A 17,599-nucleotide genomic window follows, 5' to 3' on the forward strand; every position below is an offset into this window, starting at 1 on the left:
CAATCGCAGTCTACAAAGCCGAAAACCAGGCTGCCTGAAATATTCAGCTTATACGCGCAACGATATAGTCCGTCCCGCGCGGGCCGCCTATAGCTGGGGAGCCAGTGCCCGGCGGGCATCGGAGGCTGACAGGCTGGCGCGCCGCGCGTAGTCCGCCAGCTGGTCTTCGCCGATCTTGCCGACCGAAAAATACGTGCTGTCCGGATGGGCCAGATAGAAGCCCGACACGCTTGCCGCCGGCAGCATCGCGAGCGATTCGGTCACGCTCATGCCGGCTTCGCCGGCCTGCAGGTAGTCGAACATGTCGCGCTTGACCAGGTGGTCCGGGCACGCCGGATAGCCCGGCGCCGGACGGATGCCCTTGTACTTTTCACCGATCAGGTCGTCGTTGGAAAGCGTTTCGCCGCTCGCATAGCCCCACAGGTCACGGCGGACACGGGCGTGCATCGCTTCGGCGAACGCTTCCGCGAAGCGGTCGGCCAGCGCTTTCAGCATGATCGCGTTGTAGTCGTCGTGATCCTTCAGGAACTGCTGTTCCTTCACGTCGACGCCAATTCCCGCCGTCACCGCGAACATCCCGATGTAATCGGCGACGCCCGAATCCTTCGGCGCGATGAAATCGGCGAGCGACCTGTTCGGCCGCATCACGCCGTCGACGACCGGACGCACGCTCTGCTGGCGCAGGTTGCGCCAGGTCAGCGCGACTTCCGAGCGGGATTCGTCCGTGTAGATTTCGATGTCGTCGTCGTTCACGGTGTTGGCGGGCAGCAGCGCGATCACGCCGTTGGCCTGCAGCCACCGCCCCTGGATCAGGCGTGCGAGCATCGACTTCGCGTCCGAAAACACCTTGCGCGCCGATTCGCCGACGATCTCGTCGTTCAGGATCGCCGGGTAGGGGCCCGCGAGATCCCACGTCTGGAAGAACGGACCCCAGTCGATGAACGGGGCCAGTTCGTTCAGGTCGAAATTTTTGAACACACGACGGCCGATGAACTTCGGCTTTGCCGGCTGATAGCTGCGCCAGTCGATCTTCGTTTTGTTCGCGCGCGCTTCGGCGAGCGTGACCATCGGCAGCGCCTTCTTGTTGGCATGCTGCTCGCGGATACGGTCGTAGTCGGTCTTGAGGTCTTCGAGGTACTTCGCCGCGCCCTGATCGGACAGCAGGCTCGACGCCACCGAAACCGAGCGCGATGCGTCCGGCACGTACACCACCGGCCCATCGTAATGCGGTGCGATCTTCACGGCCGTGTGGACGCGCGACGTGGTCGCGCCGCCGATCAGGAGCGGAATCTTCTTGATGCGGAAGTAGTCGTCGCGCTGCATTTCCGACGCGACGTAAGCCATTTCCTCGAGGCTCGGCGTGATGAGTCCGGACAGGCCGACGATATCAGCGCCCTCGACCTTCGCCTTCGCGAGGATGTCGTTGCACGCCACCATCACGCCCATGTTGACCACTTCGAAGTTATTGCACTGGAGCACCACCGATACGATGTTCTTGCCGATGTCGTGCACGTCGCCCTTGACGGTCGCGATCACGATCTTGCCTTTCGCGCGCACATCGCCGCCGGCCAGTTCGAGCAGTTTCTTTTCTTCTTCGATGAACGGGATCAGGTGCGCGACCGCCAGCTTCATCACGCGCGCCGACTTCACCACCTGCGGCAGGAACATCTTGCCCTGGCTGAACAGGTCGCCGACGACGTTCATGCCGTCCATCAGCGGGCCCTCGATCACGTTGATCGGGCGGCCGCCCGCGGCCGCGATCTTCGCGCGCGCTTCCTCGGTGTCCTCGACGATGAAGTTCGTGATGCCGAGCACGAGCGCGTGGGCGAGACGCTTCTCGACCGGCTGGTTGCGCCATTCGAGGTTCTCTTCTTTCTTCGCGGCGCCGGTTTTGAATTTGTCGGCGATTTCGAGCAGACGGTCGGTGCCGTCGTCGCGCCGGTTCAGCACCACGTCTTCGACACGATCGCGCAGTTCCGGGTCGAGGTCGGCATATACGCCGAGCTGGCCGGCGTTGACGATGCCCATGTCCATGCCCGCCTGGATCGCGTAGTACAGGAACACGGTGTGAATCGCCTCGCGCACCGGATCGTTGCCGCGGAACGAGAACGACACGTTCGACACGCCGCCGCTCACCTTCGCATACGGCAGGTTTTCCTTGATCCAGCGCGTTGCGTTGATGAAGTCGACGGCGTAGTTGTTGTGCTCTTCGATGCCGGTCGCGATCGCGAAAATGTTCGGATCGAAGATGATGTCTTCCGGCGGGAAGCCGACTTCGTTCACGAGGAAGTCGTACGAGCGCTTGCAGATCTGCGTCTTGCGCTCATACGTATCGGCCTGACCCTGTTCGTCGAACGCCATCACCACCGCTGCCGCGCCATAGCGGCGAATCAGGTTCGCATGATGGCGGAATGCTTCTTCGCCTTCCTTCAGCGAGATCGAGTTCACGATGGCCTTGCCCTGCACGCATTTCAGGCCCGCCTCGATCACTTCCCACTTCGACGAGTCGATCATGATCGGCACGCGCGCGATATCCGGCTCGGAGGCGATCAGATTCATGAAGCGGACCATCGCCGCTTTCGAATCGAGCATCGCTTCATCCATGTTGACGTCGATGACCTGCGCGCCGTTCTCGACCTGGTGACGTGCCACCGCGAGCGCGTCGTCGAACTGGCCGTTGAGAATCATGCGGGCAAACGCTTTCGAGCCCGTCACGTTGGTCCGTTCCCCAACGTTGATGAAAAGCGAGCCGGAAGTGACGTTGAACGGCTCGAGGCCGGCGAGGCGCATGGTGTGATCGGTCATGTCTTGTGCCTGATTCGGTTGCGTGCTGCGGGGAGTTGCCGCGGTTGCCTGCTTGTTGCCTGATTGAAAATGAGCAGTCAGTGTGGCCGTTCAGGCCGCGTCGCGGTATTGCGTCGGCCACTTGCGCGGCTTGACGTCGGCCAGCGCCTTCGCGATCGCGGCGATGTGCTCCGGCGTCGTGCCGCAGCAGCCGCCCGCGATGTTCACGAGCCCGGCCTGTGCGAATTCCTTCAGCAGCCCCGACGTGTCGGCCGGCAGTTCGTCGAAGCCTGTATCGCTCATCGGATTCGGCAGGCCGGCATTCGGATAGCACGACACATACGTATCGCAGAGCTTTGCGAGCTCGGCGATGTACGGACGCATCAACGCCGCACCGAGCGCGCAGTTCAGGCCGAACGTGAGCGGCTTCGCGTGACGCAGCGAGTTCCAGAACGCCTCGACCGTCTGGCCGGACAGAATGCGCCCGGATGCATCGGTCACGGTGCCGGAGATCATGACCGGCAGACGCTCGCCGGTGTTCTCGAACAGTTCGTCGAGCGCGAACAGCGCGGCCTTTGCGTTCAGCGTGTCGAAGATCGTTTCGACGAGGAACAGATCGACGCCGCCATCCAGCAGTGCTTTTGCCTGTTCGTAATACGCCGTGCGCAGCTCGTCGAAGGTGATGTTGCGTGCGCCTGGATCGTTTACGTCTGGAGAAATACTCGCGGTCTTCGGCGTCGGTCCGATGGCCCCCGCGACGAAGCGCGGCTTGTCCGCGCTCGAATATTTGTCGCAGGCCGCGCGCGCGAGCTTTGCCGATTCGAGATTCATCTCGATGGCGAGACTTTCCATGCCGTAGTCGGCCTGCGCAACACGGGTCGCGCCGAAAGTGTTGGTTTCGAGAATGTCTGCGCCTGCCGCGAGGTACTGCTCGTGAATCTCGCTGATAACCCGCGGCTGCGTGATCGACAGCAACTCGTTATTGCCTTTGATGTCGCGACCGTAGTCCTTGAAGCGCTCGCCGCGATAGCCCGCTTCATCGAGCTTGTAGCGCTGGATCATCGTGCCCATCGCGCCGTCCAGGATCAGGATGCGCGAATTCATGTGTTCTGGCAGGGCTCCGCCGCGCGTATAGGTCGCGGCGGAGCGTTCAGGAGCAACGGTTTGGGCAGGCTGGGTCATGGCTCGCAAGGCTTGCGCCTGAAAGATACGGTAAACGCATCATTGTAGCTGGAGCGGCATGGCTTTGCCCTTCAATGGGCGCGATGTCGTCTGGTGCGCGTTTGTTCCGCAGTAAAAGAAAAACCCCGTCCGGCATGCCGGACGGGGTTTCGAGGAGAGGAGTTGTCGCCCAGGCGACGTTTCAGTGAAGGATCACCGGTTGATGCATCAGGCTGTCGAACTGGCCGAGGAATTCGTCTACTTCGTCGAGCGACGGTTCTTCTTCAATCAGTTTCTGTACGTGTTCACGAAAGCGTGCCGCCATTGCACCATCAATGTAGATTTCGCGCTGCATGGTCTTGTCAACAATCTCGTAGCCACCGGAACGCATGGCGAGATGGCCGTCTTCCGGCGGGAACTCGACAACACAATAGTTGGGGCTGTTATAGATCATCTGCATGGCGACACTCCTTATATTTCCGTTGGCTCCAGGCCGTTCCTGCGCTGTAAATGGAGCATATGGTGTGGAATTCAAGGGGTGGACCCGGAGTAACGCGCGTGAAAGGTCCGGATCTACAGTTTAGACCCGGGTGGTGAGAAACGTTTCAAGTAACGCAGCAAAACGGTGCGATTGCGCAACGACGCAAGACGGGCGGGGCTTCTGTACCCGAAACGAAACCCAGGAATGGCATTTGCGCCAGCCTGCGTCACTCAGGGTTTTTCGATGGCGCCGCCGGGGCCGTCCGAAGGTGCGGACGGGTTGGCTGTGTTGTCGCTGTCCGGGTCTGGCGTGGCGGACGTACCGCGCCAGCGCAGTTCGATCTGCGTGCCGTTCGGTTCGGTCTGCACGAGCCGCGCAGGCAGCCAGCCGAGCGACGGCGCGAGCCATACATCGATGCGTCGCCGGTCGCGTTCGCGTCGCGGCAGGCGCATGAAGTGACGCGCCTCGACGTAGCCGCCCGGTATGCGCACGCTTTCGTCACCGATCGTCTCGATGGGCCAGATTTCGCCGCTGTCGTTGTCGGCGACATAGAACTCGCGCGTGACGCCAGGTTTGTACGCGGCAGGGTCACCGCGTACGAGACTCGCCAGTTGCATGACCATGCTGAAGCGATCCTGCGCGCCATCTGGCAGCGCCAGGGTGGTCGGCGTGCGCGTGAAGGCGATCTGTCTGTCGGCGTGATTGAAAATCGTCACGTCTTCGGCGCGATGGCCGCGCTTTTCGATGTACTGATCGGGTGCAATGCCAAACGCGTCGACATGGCCATGACTCGCGTACGTGAAGGTGCCGACAAACGGCAGCGGTACGGAGACGATCATCTCGTAGGTGTGCCCATCGCTTGTCCAGTGGATCGTGCCGGGCTGGTTGCGCACACCGTTATAGAACGTGTCGTACTGCAGGTCGCCCGAAGGCGGCACGGAGAACTTCACGCCATGCGATGCCCCGGCGTTCCCGGTGCCCGATGCAGCGGTCGTGGCGCTCGCGACTCCGGTTGACGAAGCCGGCGATCCAGCCGATGTCGTTTCAGATGTAGCGGAAGCCGGCGTGCTATCAGCTGGCGCGGCTGTTACGGCATGCCTGGCTTCGGGACGTGTGATGGTCAGCACATGCTCACCGGGCGTGCGTGCAGGCGCGGGGTGAGCGGGCGCGGCGGGCTGCGGCGCAGCGTTCGCGGGCGCCTGCTCGACGCGTTCGGGCTTGAGCAGTGCGACCTGCACACGGGCATGGTCTGGTTCGAGTGGTTGCGAGGCACTGCGATGACGCTCGATCCATTGCGCGGCGATCCAGTGCAGCAGCACCACGACAAGCAGCACCGCGACCCAGCGCAACGCGCGCCTGCGCCGGTTCGCGGCTGGAGCGGGCGGCATGGCGCGCGGCGTACGTTCAGGACCGGAGGTGGGAGAGTGCGACAACATCGATGCGTGCGGGCCGGTGAGCGTCGGTTCGCCGGTCAGCGCGCATGCGCGCTGTAGCCCAGCTCATACGACAGTTTCCCCGCGCATCCGCGCATGGCCGTATCGACCGTTCCGTTCCAGCGGATATCGAACGCGCCTTCGTGTCCAAGCGCGATCAGACCCAGCGCGAGGTCGCCGGTTGAGTCGAATACCGGCATGCAGAACGCGTGAATGGTGGGCAGCAGCATGCCTTCGACGCGCGCCGCGCCATGTTCACGCACATCGGCCAGTGCGGCCTCGACGTCATCGTGCGTGCGCGGTGTGTGTGCCCAGGTCGAGCGCCGCGAATCGGCAAGCTCACGCTCGATCATCGCGCCCGTCTTGCTGCGCGGAAGATAAGCGGCGAACAGCAGACCGGTTGCGGAACCGAGCAGCGGCATCACGTCGCCCAGCTTCAGCGACGCTTTCGCCGGATGACTCGACTCCATCCAGTGTACGACGGTCGGCCCCTGGTTGCCCCACACGGCGATGCCGACCGTGAAATCGAGCCGGTCGCGCATTTCGGCAAGCGCGATGCGCGCGAGCTTCACGCCGTCGACGCGCGCCAGTCTCGCGAGACCCAGCTGCAACGCGAAGCCGCCAAGCTCATAGCGTCCCGACAGCGGATCCTGCGCGACGACGCCGAGTCGCAGAAAACTCACCAGGTAGCGATGCGCCTTCGCCGGACTCATGCCGGCGCGCTGGGCGAGGTCGCGCAGCATCATCGCGCGCGGCTCTTCGGTCAGCACCTCCAGCAGGCGAAACCCGACCTCGATCGACTGGATGCCCGAACGCAGTTTTTCTTCGCCGGCTTCGTGCGTATCGGTTGCGTCGTCGTCGGTGGAGTCGATGGGGGTGGAATGCATTGCTCTGGCAGTGATGTCGGATGAAGTGGCGGCTGGCCGGTCATGTGAAGATACGGACAGGGCGCGCGGCACGCAGGCGGTAACGCGTGTAAACAGGCAACGGACGGTAGCAGACTTCCACCCGATGCGCGCAACCGCAGCCCGACGCGTGAAGGCTCATGAAACACACACGTTTGGGCTGCGACGATTCACCATCGTAGAATAGATTCCTTCCATCGTCATCCACACTGCTGAAATCGCTTATGAAACTTGCCACGCTAAAGGACGGCACGCGCGACGGTCAACTGATCGTCGTGTCCCGCGACCTGCATACCGCGGCGATCGCGGACGCGATCGCGCCGACGCTCCAGCGCGTCCTCGATGACTGGGCCTTCTACGCGCCGCAACTGATCGATCTGTACGAGGCGCTGAACCAGGGGCGCGCCCGCAACACGTTCCCGTTCGATCCGAAGGCGTGCATGGCGCCGCTGCCGCGCGCGTTCCAGTGGGCCGACGGCTCGTCGTACGTGAATCACGTCGAGCTGGTGCGCCGCGCGCGCGGCGCCGAAATGCCGCCGGAATTCTGGACCGATCCGCTGATGTATCAGGGCGGCAGCGACGATTTCATCGGCCCGAAAGAAGATATCGTGTGCGAGTCGGAAGAATACGGCATCGACTTCGAGGCCGAAGTGGCCGTCATTACCGGCGACGTGCGCATGGGCGCAACGCCCGAGCAGGCCCTCAAGGCCGTGCGCCTCGTGACGCTCGCGAACGACGTTTCGCTGCGCAACCTGATTCCCGCCGAACTTGCCAAGGGCTTTGGCTTCTTCCAGAGCAAGCCGGCGACTTCGTTCGCACCCGTTGCCGTCACGCCCGACGAACTCGGCGAACACTGGCGCGAGGGGCGCGTGCATCGTCCGATGATCGTGCACTGGAACGGCAGGAAAGTCGGACAGCCGGATGCGGGCACCGACATGGTGTTTCATTTTGGCCAGCTGGTCGCGCACGCGGCAAAAACGCGCAATCTGCGGGCGGGCGCGATCGTCGGCTCGGGGACTGTGTCGAACAAGGACGCGAAGCGCGGCTATTGCTGCATCGCCGAGAAGCGTTGTCTTGAGACGATCGAACACGGCGCGCCGCAGACGGAATTCATGAAATACGGCGACACGGTGAAGATCGAGATGTTCGACGAAGCCGGCAAATCGATTTTCGGCTCGATCGACCAGTCGGTGGCGCCCGTCGAAGGGGCGCATTGATCTGCCTGAGGAAATCCCTGGTTTAGGCATGGTTCACGCCCGGGCAACCTTTCAGGAGGGTTTCGCCCGATTACGCCGCATGCAGGCGTCGCTACACTGGCATACGCGTTCGTTTGCACGGCCTTTGTGCCGTGCCTCGCGCGATGCCCGGGAATCCCCATCGAGGCAGCAACCATCTTGCATGGGACCGGAGTAACGCCAGGACAAAAAACACATTGCCACGGTGAGGAGACTTGCATGCGAATCCGGTCGTTCATTCCCAGATCCGGTCGTCCCCGGACGCAGGTTCAATCCGGCGGCCGCTCTGTCCCGGCTCGCGTTCTTCGACGGCTCGTGCTTGGGCTCGCCGTCTCGATGAGCGTCGCGCTTCCTGTCACAGCCGCGGCTCAGGTGAAGATCGGGCTGGTGCTGTCGCTGACGGGGCCGGCGGCCTCGCTGGGTATTCCTGCGCGCGACACCGTGGCGCTGTTTCCGAAAGAACTGGCTGGCCAGAAAGTCGAATATCTCGTGTTCGACGACGCGTCGGATACCACCCAGGCCGTCCAGAACACGAAGAAGCTGATCTCCGAAGAACACGTCGACGCCATCATCGGCTCGTCGATCACGCCGAATTCGCTCGCGATGATCGACGTGATCGCCGAAGGGCAGACACCGACGATCTCGCTCGCCTCGTCCGCGAAGATCATCGAGCCGGTGGACGCGAAGCGTCGCTGGATGTTCAAGACGCCGCAGACCGACGCGATGATGGCCTCGGCGATCGCGGAACACGCCAGCGAACACGGCGTGAAGACGATCGCCTATATCGGCCAGGCGGATGCGCTCGGCGAAACCTTTTACGCCGAAGTCGCGAAGTTCGCGCAACTCCACAAGATCACGGTCGTCGCTAACGAGCGCTTCAATCGCACCGATCCGGGCGTCACCGGCCAGATTCTCAAGATCATGGCGACGCATCCCGATGCCGTGGTCGTAGGCGCCGCCGGCACGCCCGCCGCGCTCCCGCCGAAGACACTGAAAGCGCGCGGCTACAAAGGCTTGATCTATCACAACCACGGCGTGGGCAATAACGACTTCCTGCGCGTGTGCGGCGCGGATTGCAACGGTACGTTCCTGCCCGCGAGCCCGGTGCTGGTTGCCGCGCAACTACCCGTCGACCATCCGGCAAAGCGACTCGCGCTCGACTACATCGCGCGTTTCGAGGCGCAGCACGGCGCGGGCAGCGTATCGGCGTTCGGTTCGTACACATGGGATGCAGGGCTGCTGCTGGGTAACGCCATACCGATCGCGCTGAAGACGGCGGCGCCTGGCACGCCTGAATTTCGCCAGGCGCTGCGCGATGCACTCGAGGCGACGCGCGATCTCGCGGACTCCAATGGTATTGTCAACATGAGCACGACTGATCACCTTGGCCTCGACCAGCGCGCCCGCGTCATGGTGGAGATTCGCGACGGCAAGTGGGTGTATCAGGCGCGCTGATGCGCGAACGTTCACCCTGGTGTTTCTCGTCGCCGCTTTCCGATACGAACCGTTCTACTGGATCGACCGTCATGTCTCACGATTCGCCAGATCAAGGCACACCGAATCCGGATTTCTACGCCGGGTATCACGCGCTGCGATTGCGGCGCCATCCGCACGGCATTCTCGAAATCGTGATGAGCGGCGAAGGTGCGAACAAAAGCGGCCTCGCGACCGCCGATGCTCACATGCATCGCGAGCTGGCGGATATCTGGCGCGATATCGACCGCGATCCGGAAGTGCGCGTCGCGGTGATCCGCGGCGAAGGAAAGGGTTTTTCGGCCGGCGGCGATCTCGCGCTCGTCGAGCAGATGGCCACCGATTTCGACGTGCGCACGCGCGTGTGGCGCGAGGCGCGTGACCTCGTCTACAACGTGATCAACTGCAGCAAGCCCGTGGTTTCCGCGATGCACGGGCCGGCGGTGGGCGCGGGCCTCGTCGCCGGGCTGCTCGCGGATATTTCGATCGCGGCGAAGAGCGCGCGGATCATCGACGGTCACACGCGACTTGGCGTCGCGGCCGGCGATCACGCGGCGATCGTGTGGCCGCTCCTGTGCGGCATGGCGAAGGCGAAGTATTACCTGATGCTGTGCGAACCGGTGAGCGGCGAGGAGGCCGAGCGAATCGGGCTCGTGTCGCTCGCGGTCGATGAAAACGATCTGTTTCCGAAAGCCTTCGAAGTCGCGCGGAAACTCGCGGACGGTTCGCAGACGGCGATCCGCTGGACCAAGTACGCGCTGAACAACTGGCTGCGCTCGGCCGGACCGACCTTCGATACGTCGCTTGCGCTTGAGTTCATGGGCTTTGCCGGGCCCGACGTGCGCGAGGGTGTGAGCTCGCTGCGCGAGCGTCGCGCTCCTGACTTCAAACGCGGCGATCCGTTCTGATGCCGGTGGCCGTACCGCGTGACGTCCATGCGGCGCTGGTCTTCTGGCGCGCTGATACGCGCGGTATGATCGGACGAACCGGGCGCGGCATGGCCGCCGCGTCCCGCCACTTCAAGGTGCGAGGAGAAAACCATGACCGATACAACCGGCTCCACGCCGCCCTTTCCCGGCTTTCCGGGTTTTCCGCCCGCTGAAATGCTCGACCGGATGTGGGACATGATGCGGCTCACGCCCTTCGGCTCGGCCTTTCCTGGCGCGCAGGCCGGCGCGGCGCAGGGTTTGGGGCCGTCGCTTTCGATGATGTCGGACATGATGGCGCCGCTCACCAACGTCGAGGAACTCGACAAGCGCATTACCGACATGCGCGCCGTCGAGCAATGGCTGAAGCTGAATCTGAACATGCTGCAGTCGGCCATTCAGGCGCTCGAGGTGCAGCGCGCGACGCTTGCCACATTGCGGGCGTTCGGCGCGTTCGCGCAGTCGTCGATGAAGCAGGCGGCTGCCACATCGGATCCGGCGTCCCCGCCTTCGTCTTCGATGCCGTCGTGGATGTCGCATCCGGGTACGGCTACAGCAGGGCAATCCGGGGCCGCCGGAACGAAACCGAACGAGTCCGATGCAGCGAGCGAAGCCGCTGACGCCGGCCAGGCGCCGTCTTTCGACACCTCGGCGTGGTGGAACCTGCTGCAATCCCAATTCAACCAGCTGGCCCAGTTCGCGATAGCGCAGCCGGCCGCGGCGCCGGGTGCGACGGCCACCGCGGAAGACATGGCAGAAGCCGCGCACGGCACGGACGGGCCTGGCGTCGCCAGCGGTGCCGAGGCCACCCGCGAAACCATGCAGAAACCGTCTGGCGCGGCGAAGCGTCCGGCGACGAAGCGTGCGTCGTCGTCGAAAAGCGCAGGTGAAGGGCGCGGCGCGAAGAAGGCGCCCGCTTCAGGGGCCTGAACACGCATCCCCGTGCGGTTTTGCGCTCGCGCAATGCGCGGGCGCAAATAGCGGCGTCGACGCCACAATTGAAACCGGCGCCGACCGTCCCTTCCTCTGAACTGTCATGTGGCCCGTGCTATCATCCTGTAAGCTTTTTGGGCCCGTTTGCGCGCACTGAAAACAATGATTCGAGTAGCCCGAACCGCCACCGGCAAGGCCGGCAGGAGGTTCGGCGGTGCAGTCCGGCGCGGGCCGGTCCGACCCAGGCACGGTTTTTCCTCACCCACGGTCGACCGATTCAGGAACTCCGGTTTTCGCAAGTGCACATTTTGCCGTCGGCTTCTTTGCCAGACGGTGCATCTGAACGCCCGATTACCGCGTAAAATTGAATGATTCTCAGGTCGCGAAAGCGGGCTCCGGCTTGCTCGCAGCAAACAGATACAAACAGACGTCGCATTGCGCAGAACAGGGGTGGGACTATGAACACCATGCTTTATCCGGAACTTTATAAATCGCTCGAATCCGTTCGATGGGACATGGAGAAAGACATTCCATGGTCCACGTTCGATGCGTCGCTGCTCACCGATGAGCAGGCGGCAACGATCAAAATGAACGCGATCACCGAGTGGTCGGCGTTGCCCGCCACGGAAATGTTCCTGCGCGACAACCATCACGACAGCGATTTTTCGGCATTCATGAGCGTCTGGTTTTTCGAGGAGCAGAAGCATTCGCTGGTGCTGATGGAATACCTGCGCCGCTTCAAGCCGGAACTGTGTCCGACGGAAGAAGAACTGCACGCCGTGCGTTTCGAATTCGATCCGGCGCCGCCGCTCGAAACGCTGATGCTGCACTTCTGCGGCGAAATCCGCCTGAACCACTGGTATCGCCGCGCGGCTGAATGGCATACCGAGCCGGTTATCAAGCACATCTACGAAACCATTTCGCGCGACGAAGCGCGTCATGGCGGTGCGTATCTGCGTTACATGAAGAAGGCGATGGCGCAAACGGGCGATATCGCGCGTGCTGCATTCGCGAAGATCGGCGTGCTGATGGCGTCGGCGCGTCGCACGGAAAAGCCGCTGCACCCCACGAACCTGCACGTGAACCAGGCGCTGTTCCCGCGCGACACGATCCAGTCGCGTCTGCCGGATCCGGAATGGCTCGAGCGCTGGCTTGACGAACAGATCCGCTTCGATGACGGCTGGGAAAAGAAGGTCGTCGAGCGCATTCTGCACAACCTGTCGATCCTGTTCGAGCGCACGTTCACGACAGCGCAGGAACTGAACCGCTATCGCAAGGAAGTGGTGACGCGCCTGCAGGCGGAGCAGGGTGCCGGCGCGCCCCAGCAGCAACCGGCCTGACGCGTCGCGCTGCCCTGCTGCTGCGGTCGTTGCATGACGATCGCACCGGGTGCAGCCAGGAATCGAAACGGCCCGGCAAGCGCAAGCTTTCCGGGCCGTTGTTTTAGCTGCCGTCCAGATTTCTCGTTCAGTCCGGAACCGGGTCGCGTATTCTCACTTTTCAACGAACCTGCGTTATCGCGCGTTGCAATGGCAAGCGCGATCCTGTCGGGTTCTTCTTTCTGATTTCCTCGCCATGTCCGCCATTTTCGAACGCAAGATCATGACCCGCGACGCGCTCGCACAACTGCGTGCGTCGCTGACGGGGCCGGTGGTGTTCACGAACGGCGTGTTCGACATCCTGCATCGCGGGCACGTCACGTATCTTGCCGACGCGAAGGCGCTCGGTGCATCGCTGATTGTCGGTGTGAACAGCGATGCGTCGGTGCGCATGCTCGGCAAGGGCGACGACCGCCCGATCAACACCGAATCCGACCGCATGGCGTTGCTCGCCGCGCTCGAAAGTGTCGACTGGGTGGTGTGCTTCGAGGAGCAGACGCCGGTTGCGCTGATCGAAGCGCTGCGTCCGGACGTGCTGGTGAAGGGCGGCGACTACGACATGGATGTGCTGCCCGAATCCGCGCTGGTGCGCGGCTGGGGCGGCCGTGCGCTCGCGATTCCGTTCGAGCATGACCGCTCGACCACTGCGCTGCTCAAGAAGGTGCGTACGCAGGGCTGATGTCGCGGGCGGCGCCATCGGTGTGGATCGCGCTCCCGGGTGCTTACTGCGTCAACGCCGACGCCGCGATGGGCGCAGCGGGCGCCGGTTCGCCGACTACCGCCTGATCGGCGGCTTCGGCTGCTGTCATCGGTCGAATCTGTAGCGATTCGGCGTGAATCTGGCGGCTCACATGATTCGGCTCGCGCAGCCCGGCGGACGGCAACGGTCCGAACACGCCGCGCACGGCGGCAAACGCCAGCATGTTGGCAAGAAACAGGATGGCGATCAGCCAGCGCAGCATCGTCGGGTTCTCCGTCGGCAAGTAGTTTGGATCAGATCAGCGGTGTCCGGCGCCGCTGACTTCGGCAGCAATCAGCGCGAGACCGGACAGCACCAGCGAATCGTGGCGAGTATGCGGCACCTTGAGCACCGCTGTCACCTCGTCCGCGGCGCCGCCGCCGGTCACGAGCCGAACGGGCACCTTCCACGCGTCGCTCAGGTCGTTCCACATGCGTTCGATCAGGCCCGCCTGCGCGAGCGCGCAGCCCGCCGACAGCGAGCGCGGCGTATCGGTCGCAAACGACGGCCCGCGGCGCTTGCCCGGGCCTTCACCTTGATCCAGCAGATCGCGGGCGGAGGCGGCATCGAGCGTCGGCAACTGCGCCGTGTGTTCGCCGAGCGAGCGCATCATCAACGACCAGCCAGGCGCGATCGCGCCGCCGACAAACGTGCCGTCGGCGCTCAGCGCTTCGAGCGTCGTCGCAGTGCCGAACGTGGCGATCAGGAGCGGTTCGCCGGGAAACGCCGCGTGAGCGCCGATCAGCCCGGCCCACCGGTCGCTGCCGAGCGACGCCGGCGTCGTATAGCCGTTGGTCACGCCGCACTGCTGCGCGACGGCGCGAATCGTCGTGCGCGGCAGTGCCGGCCAGTGCGCGTCGATCAGTCGCTCGATGCGCCGCGCGACAACTTCGCCCGCGACGTTCGAAATCCACGCACTTTCAGGCGCCGCTAGCGGTGATGCCGGTAACGCGGACCAGTCCGGATCGTCGGCGGACGCGTCGGTCTGGGGCGCGCCGTGTGCAAACGCGCCGCTTTGCAGCAACGTGCCGTCGCGTCGTACCAGCGCCCATTTGATGCGGCTGTTTCCCGCGTCGATCAGCAAAAAAGGCTGGCCGCTCATGCGACCCCGTCGGCGAGACGCAGCGACACGTCGCCGGTCGAGATGGTCTCGCGGCCCGTCGCGGTATCGAGCAGCAGAAGCCCGTTGTCATCGACGCCTGCCGCGACGCCGCGCATCACCTCGACGCCCTGCTCGATCAGCACGACTTCGCGCCCGGCGTAACCGTGGCACGCGTTCCAGCGCGCGCGGAACGGCGCGAAGCCTTCGGCGGCGAAGCGCTGCAACGCCGGTTCGAGCGCGTTCAGCTCGGCCGCGAGCGTATCGGTGAGATTCGCGTTCGGCAGTGCGCGGGACAACGCGGTCGGCGTCGTGCCGCGCGTCTGCGCGGGGGCGCCAGCATTGAGCGCGCCGACTTTCGCCGCCAGTTCCTCAGCGCCTTTCACGTTGGTGCCGATACCGATGACGACCGCGCTCGCGTCCGCTGTGCTCCACGCCGTCTCGATCAGGATGCCGGCGAGCTTGTCGCCTTCGAAGAGTACGTCGTTCGGCCATTTCAGCGAGATCTGACCCGGCGCCGCGAGCGGCAGCGAGCGCAATCCGTCGACGAGCGCGACGCCGACCGCGAGGCTCAGCCCGGCCAGCCCTTCCAGCGGGCGCGGCAGCACGCACGCCACCGAGAACAGCAGCGCGTTGCCAGGCTCGGCGTACCACGGACGGCCACGCCGGCCGCGTCCGGCCGTCTGCAGATAGGCGACGCGGACCACCGGCCGCGGCAACGCATCGCGCTCGCGCGGCAGCGACTTAAGATGGGCCATCAGGTCGGCGTTGGTCGAGCCGGTTTCTTCGACGATGTCGATGGGCCAGTCGTGCGCGGCCGGTCCGAACAGCGTCACGGCGCGCGCCCGGTCGATGCGCCAGTCGCCGGCTGGCGCGGCATCGGGGGAAGGTGTGCGGGGATTCATGAGGCGTATTGTAGTTGTCCATCGCCGCAAGTGGGCGCGAGGGCGCAAGCGGACATAACGGAGTGCTCCCGGACCGCTCAAACGCAGCGCCTTCGTTACAATGGCCGCTGACTCCATCCAAGCGAACCCGCGATCCTTGAACTACGACACTCCGCCCGGCCTTGAAGTCGCGGCTGGCAGCCAGGGAAAGATCGTCCGGCTATCCGGCCAGTGGACGGCGCTTGCGCTCGCGCGCGACCGCCATCGCAGTGGCGTCGTGATCAGGCTGCACGCCCTTGCGACCGAGAAGATCGGCCAGTGGGACCTGTCGCGGGTCGACCGGATGGATCACGTCGGCGGCCAGGCGCTGTGGCGCGTGTGGGGCCACCGGATGCCCGCCGATCTCGTCGAGCTGAACGACACGCAGCGCGAAATCTTCCACCGCATCGCGCTGCTCGACCTGGCCCGTGAAAACCCCGACAAGGTCCAGCGCTTCGATCCGTTCACACGGCTGGGCCTCGCGATCTTCTCGTTCTTCGAGCACCTGTATGGCGGCATCGCGATGTTCGGGCGGGTCGTGCTCGATCTGCTCACCATCGCGCGTAACCCGAAGCTGATTCCATGGACCGAGATTTCAGCGAACGTCTATAACGCCGGCGCAAAGGCGCTGGCGATCACGGCGCTCGTCGCGTTCCTGATCGGCATCGTGCTCAGCTACCTCTCCGCGCAGCAATTGCGGCTCTTCGGCGCCAATCAGTTCATCGTCAATATTCTCGGGCTTGCGGTGATCCGCGAACTCGGGCCGGTGCTCTCGGCGATTCTGGTCGCGGGGCGCTCCGGTTCGGCGATCACCGCGCAGATCGGCGTGATGCGCGTCACCGAGGAACTCGACGCGATGCGGGTGATGGGCATTCCGCACGGCTTGCGGCTGATCCTGCCGCGTGTGCTCGCGCTCGGCATCGCGATGCCGCTGCTCGTGATGTGGACGAACATCGTCGCGCTGACGGGCGGTGCGCTCGCCGCGAAAATCGTGCTCGGCATCGACATGAGCTACTTCGCACGGGCGCTGCCGGGCGTGGTGCCGGTCGCGAACCTGTGGATCGGCCTCGGCAAGGGCGTCGCGTTCGGCATGCTGATCGCGATCGTCGGCTGCCACTTCGGGTTTCGCATCAAGGCGAATTCGCAGAGTCTTGGTGAAGGCACGACCACGTCGGTGGTGACGTCGATCACGATCGTGATTCTCGCGGACGCCGTGTTCGCGATCCTCTTTCAGAACGTGGGGCTCGGATGACCGCACCGCTCGCGACCGCTGTTCGTGACCAGCCGCTGCCGGAGATCGCCGAACCGGTCATCGAGGTCCACAATCTCACCAAACGCTACGGGCGCAACATCGTGCATCAGCATCTCGACTTCGAGGTGCGGCGCGGTGAGATCGTGTCGATCGTCGGCGGTTCGGGATCCGGCAAGACGACGCTCGTGCGGCAGATTCTCGGCCTCGAACGGCAGTCGTCGGGGACGATCAAGGTCTTCGGCGAAGACACCTCGAAGATCGAGCCGGAAGAGGCGCGCCTCATGCGCAGCCGCTACGGCATGCTGTTCCAGCAGGGCGCGCTGTTTTCGTCGCTGTCGGTGTTCGACAATATCGCGCAGCCGCTGCGCGAACTCGGCGACATTCCCGAAGACCTGCTGCGCGACATCGTGATGTTGAAGCTCGAAATGGTCGGTCTGCCGTGCAAGCACGCGTCGAAAATGCCGGCGGCGCTCTCGGGCGGCATGATCAAGCGCGTCGGCATCGCGCGGGCGATCGCGCTCGAACCGGAACTGCTGTTTCTCGACGAACCGACGGCCGGCCTCGATCCGCAGGCGTCGGAAGAATTCGTCGATCTGATCAGCACGTTGCATCGTGCGCTTGGGCTCACTGTCGTGATGGTCACGCACGATCTCGACACGATGGTCGCGCTTTCGACCCGCGTTGCGGTGCTGGCCGACCGCAAGGTGCTGGTCGCCGCGCCTGTCGAAGAGGCCGCGGGCGTCGATCATCCGTTTATCCGCGAGTATTTTCTTGGCCTGCGCGGCCGGCGCGCGCTGCAGGCGCTGCCGCCGGAACGACGCGCGAAGCTGCCCGCCGCCGCCCTCGAGCCGGCCTCGGCCGAAGTCCAGTTGTGAA

Annotated in this window: 16 protein-coding genes; 8 read left to right on the forward strand and 8 right to left on the reverse strand. The window is 64.1% G+C overall.

Features of this window, described 5'->3' with window-relative positions; genetic code table 11:
* Nucleotides 1-87: 87 nt before the first annotated feature.
* The 5 genes from metH to LPA34_RS09310 form a co-directional block, all read right to left on the reverse strand.
* The gene (metH, locus tag LPA34_RS09290) at nt 88-2,886 is read right to left on the reverse strand and encodes a methionine synthase (RefSeq protein ID WP_267478869.1); all 2,799 of its coding nucleotides are present in this window, start codon (nt 2,884-2,886) and stop codon (nt 88-90) included.
* Nucleotides 2,887-2,895: 9 nt separating this feature from the next.
* Entirely contained in the window at nt 2,896-3,966 is a 1,071-nt protein-coding gene (locus LPA34_RS09295; protein ID WP_228977271.1) for a homocysteine S-methyltransferase family protein, read from the reverse strand.
* 181 nt (nt 3,967-4,147) lie between these two features.
* The gene (locus LPA34_RS09300; protein WP_228875410.1) at nt 4,148-4,405 is read right to left on the reverse strand and encodes a BTH_I0359 family protein; all 258 of its coding nucleotides are present in this window, start codon (nt 4,403-4,405) and stop codon (nt 4,148-4,150) included.
* Nucleotides 4,406-4,656: 251 nt separating this feature from the next.
* Nucleotides 4,657-5,814 (reverse strand): DUF3108 domain-containing protein, encoded by a 1,158-nt coding sequence (locus LPA34_RS09305; RefSeq protein ID WP_228977273.1) that lies wholly within the window; start codon nt 5,812-5,814, stop codon nt 4,657-4,659.
* Between the two features lie 83 nt (nt 5,815-5,897).
* Entirely contained in the window at nt 5,898-6,746 is an 849-nt protein-coding gene (locus tag LPA34_RS09310; protein ID WP_228977275.1) for an IclR family transcriptional regulator, read from the reverse strand.
* A 242-nt stretch (nt 6,747-6,988) separates the two neighbouring features.
* Between LPA34_RS09310 and LPA34_RS09315 the strand changes: the two genes are divergently transcribed.
* From LPA34_RS09315 to rfaE2, 6 genes are all read left to right on the forward strand, one after another.
* A complete protein-coding gene (locus LPA34_RS09315) occupies nt 6,989-7,981 on the forward strand; it encodes a fumarylacetoacetate hydrolase family protein (RefSeq protein ID WP_228977281.1) in 993 nt (330 codons plus the stop codon).
* Nucleotides 7,982-8,335: 354 nt separating this feature from the next.
* On the forward strand, nt 8,336-9,454 hold the full coding sequence (locus LPA34_RS09320; protein WP_228977530.1) for an ABC transporter substrate-binding protein: 1,119 nt from the start codon (nt 8,336-8,338) through the stop codon (nt 9,452-9,454).
* Nucleotides 9,455-9,525: 71 nt separating this feature from the next.
* Nucleotides 9,526-10,380 (forward strand): enoyl-CoA hydratase/isomerase family protein, encoded by an 855-nt coding sequence (locus LPA34_RS09325; RefSeq protein ID WP_228977283.1) that lies wholly within the window; start codon nt 9,526-9,528, stop codon nt 10,378-10,380.
* A 132-nt stretch (nt 10,381-10,512) separates the two neighbouring features.
* Nucleotides 10,513-11,328, forward strand: a complete 816-nt coding sequence (locus tag LPA34_RS09330) for a PhaM family polyhydroxyalkanoate granule multifunctional regulatory protein (RefSeq protein ID WP_228977285.1) — start codon at nt 10,513-10,515, stop codon at nt 11,326-11,328.
* Nucleotides 11,329-11,789: 461 nt separating this feature from the next.
* Nucleotides 11,790-12,671, forward strand: coding sequence for a ferritin family protein (locus LPA34_RS09335; protein ID WP_228977286.1), 882 nt, complete (start codon nt 11,790-11,792; stop codon nt 12,669-12,671).
* Nucleotides 12,672-12,906: 235 nt separating this feature from the next.
* Complete coding sequence (rfaE2, locus tag LPA34_RS09340) at nt 12,907-13,389, forward strand: D-glycero-beta-D-manno-heptose 1-phosphate adenylyltransferase (RefSeq protein WP_228977287.1); 483 nt, start codon at nt 12,907-12,909, stop codon at nt 13,387-13,389.
* Nucleotides 13,390-13,432: 43 nt separating this feature from the next.
* Here rfaE2 and LPA34_RS09345 read toward each other — a convergent pair whose 3' ends face one another.
* Genes LPA34_RS09345 through LPA34_RS09355 form a run of 3 tightly spaced genes read right to left on the reverse strand, consistent with a single transcriptional unit; the run spans nt 13,433 to nt 15,453 of the window.
* Nucleotides 13,433-13,672: a hypothetical protein gene (locus LPA34_RS09345; protein WP_228977289.1), complete on the reverse strand. Its 240-nt coding sequence runs from the start codon at nt 13,670-13,672 to the stop codon at nt 13,433-13,435.
* Between the two features lie 36 nt (nt 13,673-13,708).
* Nucleotides 13,709-14,551 (reverse strand): type III pantothenate kinase, encoded by an 843-nt coding sequence (locus LPA34_RS09350; RefSeq protein ID WP_228977290.1) that lies wholly within the window; start codon nt 14,549-14,551, stop codon nt 13,709-13,711.
* A complete protein-coding gene (locus LPA34_RS09355; RefSeq protein ID WP_228977292.1) occupies nt 14,548-15,453 on the reverse strand; it encodes a biotin--[acetyl-CoA-carboxylase] ligase in 906 nt (301 codons plus the stop codon). Before LPA34_RS09355 ends, LPA34_RS09350 begins: the two co-directional genes overlap by 4 nt.
* A gap of 136 nt (nt 15,454-15,589) precedes the next feature.
* Between LPA34_RS09355 and LPA34_RS09360 the strand changes: the two genes are divergently transcribed.
* Both LPA34_RS09360 and LPA34_RS09365 read left to right on the forward strand, forming a co-directional pair.
* Nucleotides 15,590-16,723 (forward strand): MlaE family ABC transporter permease, encoded by a 1,134-nt coding sequence (locus tag LPA34_RS09360; protein ID WP_228977293.1) that lies wholly within the window; start codon nt 15,590-15,592, stop codon nt 16,721-16,723.
* Nucleotides 16,720-17,598 carry an ABC transporter ATP-binding protein gene (locus tag LPA34_RS09365; protein ID WP_228977295.1) on the forward strand — a complete coding sequence of 293 codons (879 nt, stop codon included), beginning with the start codon at nt 16,720-16,722 and terminating at the stop codon, nt 17,596-17,598. The genes LPA34_RS09360 and LPA34_RS09365 overlap by 4 nt, the downstream gene beginning before the upstream one ends.
* Nucleotide 17,599: the final 1 nt, after the last annotated feature.

Origin of the sequence: Paraburkholderia gardini, assembly GCF_907164575.1 — a bacterium.
Lineage (GTDB): Bacteria > Pseudomonadota > Gammaproteobacteria > Burkholderiales > Burkholderiaceae > Paraburkholderia > Paraburkholderia gardini.

Excerpts from the sequence above, each read along its gene's own strand:
- LPA34_RS09315 (WP_228977281.1), top strand. The coding sequence starts at position 6,989 with ATGAAACTTGCCACGCTAAAGGACGGCACGCGCGACGGTCAACTGATC.
- rfaE2 (WP_228977287.1), top strand. The coding sequence starts at position 12,907 with ATGTCCGCCATTTTCGAACGCAAGATCATGACCCGCGACGCGCTCGCA.
- LPA34_RS09305 (WP_228977273.1), bottom strand. The coding sequence starts at position 5,814 with ATGCCGCCCGCTCCAGCCGCGAACCGGCGCAGGCGCGCGTTGCGCTGG.
- LPA34_RS09295 (WP_228977271.1), bottom strand. The coding sequence starts at position 3,966 with ATGACCCAGCCTGCCCAAACCGTTGCTCCTGAACGCTCCGCCGCGACC.
- LPA34_RS09325 (WP_228977283.1), top strand. The coding sequence starts at position 9,526 with ATGTCTCACGATTCGCCAGATCAAGGCACACCGAATCCGGATTTCTAC.
- LPA34_RS09320 (WP_228977530.1), top strand. The coding sequence starts at position 8,336 with ATGAGCGTCGCGCTTCCTGTCACAGCCGCGGCTCAGGTGAAGATCGGG.
- LPA34_RS09300 (WP_228875410.1), bottom strand. The coding sequence starts at position 4,405 with ATGCAGATGATCTATAACAGCCCCAACTATTGTGTTGTCGAGTTCCCG.
- LPA34_RS09345 (WP_228977289.1), bottom strand. The coding sequence starts at position 13,672 with ATGCTGCGCTGGCTGATCGCCATCCTGTTTCTTGCCAACATGCTGGCG.
- LPA34_RS09335 (WP_228977286.1), top strand. The coding sequence starts at position 11,790 with ATGAACACCATGCTTTATCCGGAACTTTATAAATCGCTCGAATCCGTT.
- LPA34_RS09350 (WP_228977290.1), bottom strand. The coding sequence starts at position 14,551 with ATGAGCGGCCAGCCTTTTTTGCTGATCGACGCGGGAAACAGCCGCATC.
- LPA34_RS09310 (WP_228977275.1), bottom strand. The coding sequence starts at position 6,746 with ATGCATTCCACCCCCATCGACTCCACCGACGACGACGCAACCGATACG.
- LPA34_RS09330 (WP_228977285.1), top strand. The coding sequence starts at position 10,513 with ATGACCGATACAACCGGCTCCACGCCGCCCTTTCCCGGCTTTCCGGGT.
- LPA34_RS09355 (WP_228977292.1), bottom strand. The coding sequence starts at position 15,453 with ATGAATCCCCGCACACCTTCCCCCGATGCCGCGCCAGCCGGCGACTGG.
- LPA34_RS09365 (WP_228977295.1), top strand. The coding sequence starts at position 16,720 with ATGACCGCACCGCTCGCGACCGCTGTTCGTGACCAGCCGCTGCCGGAG.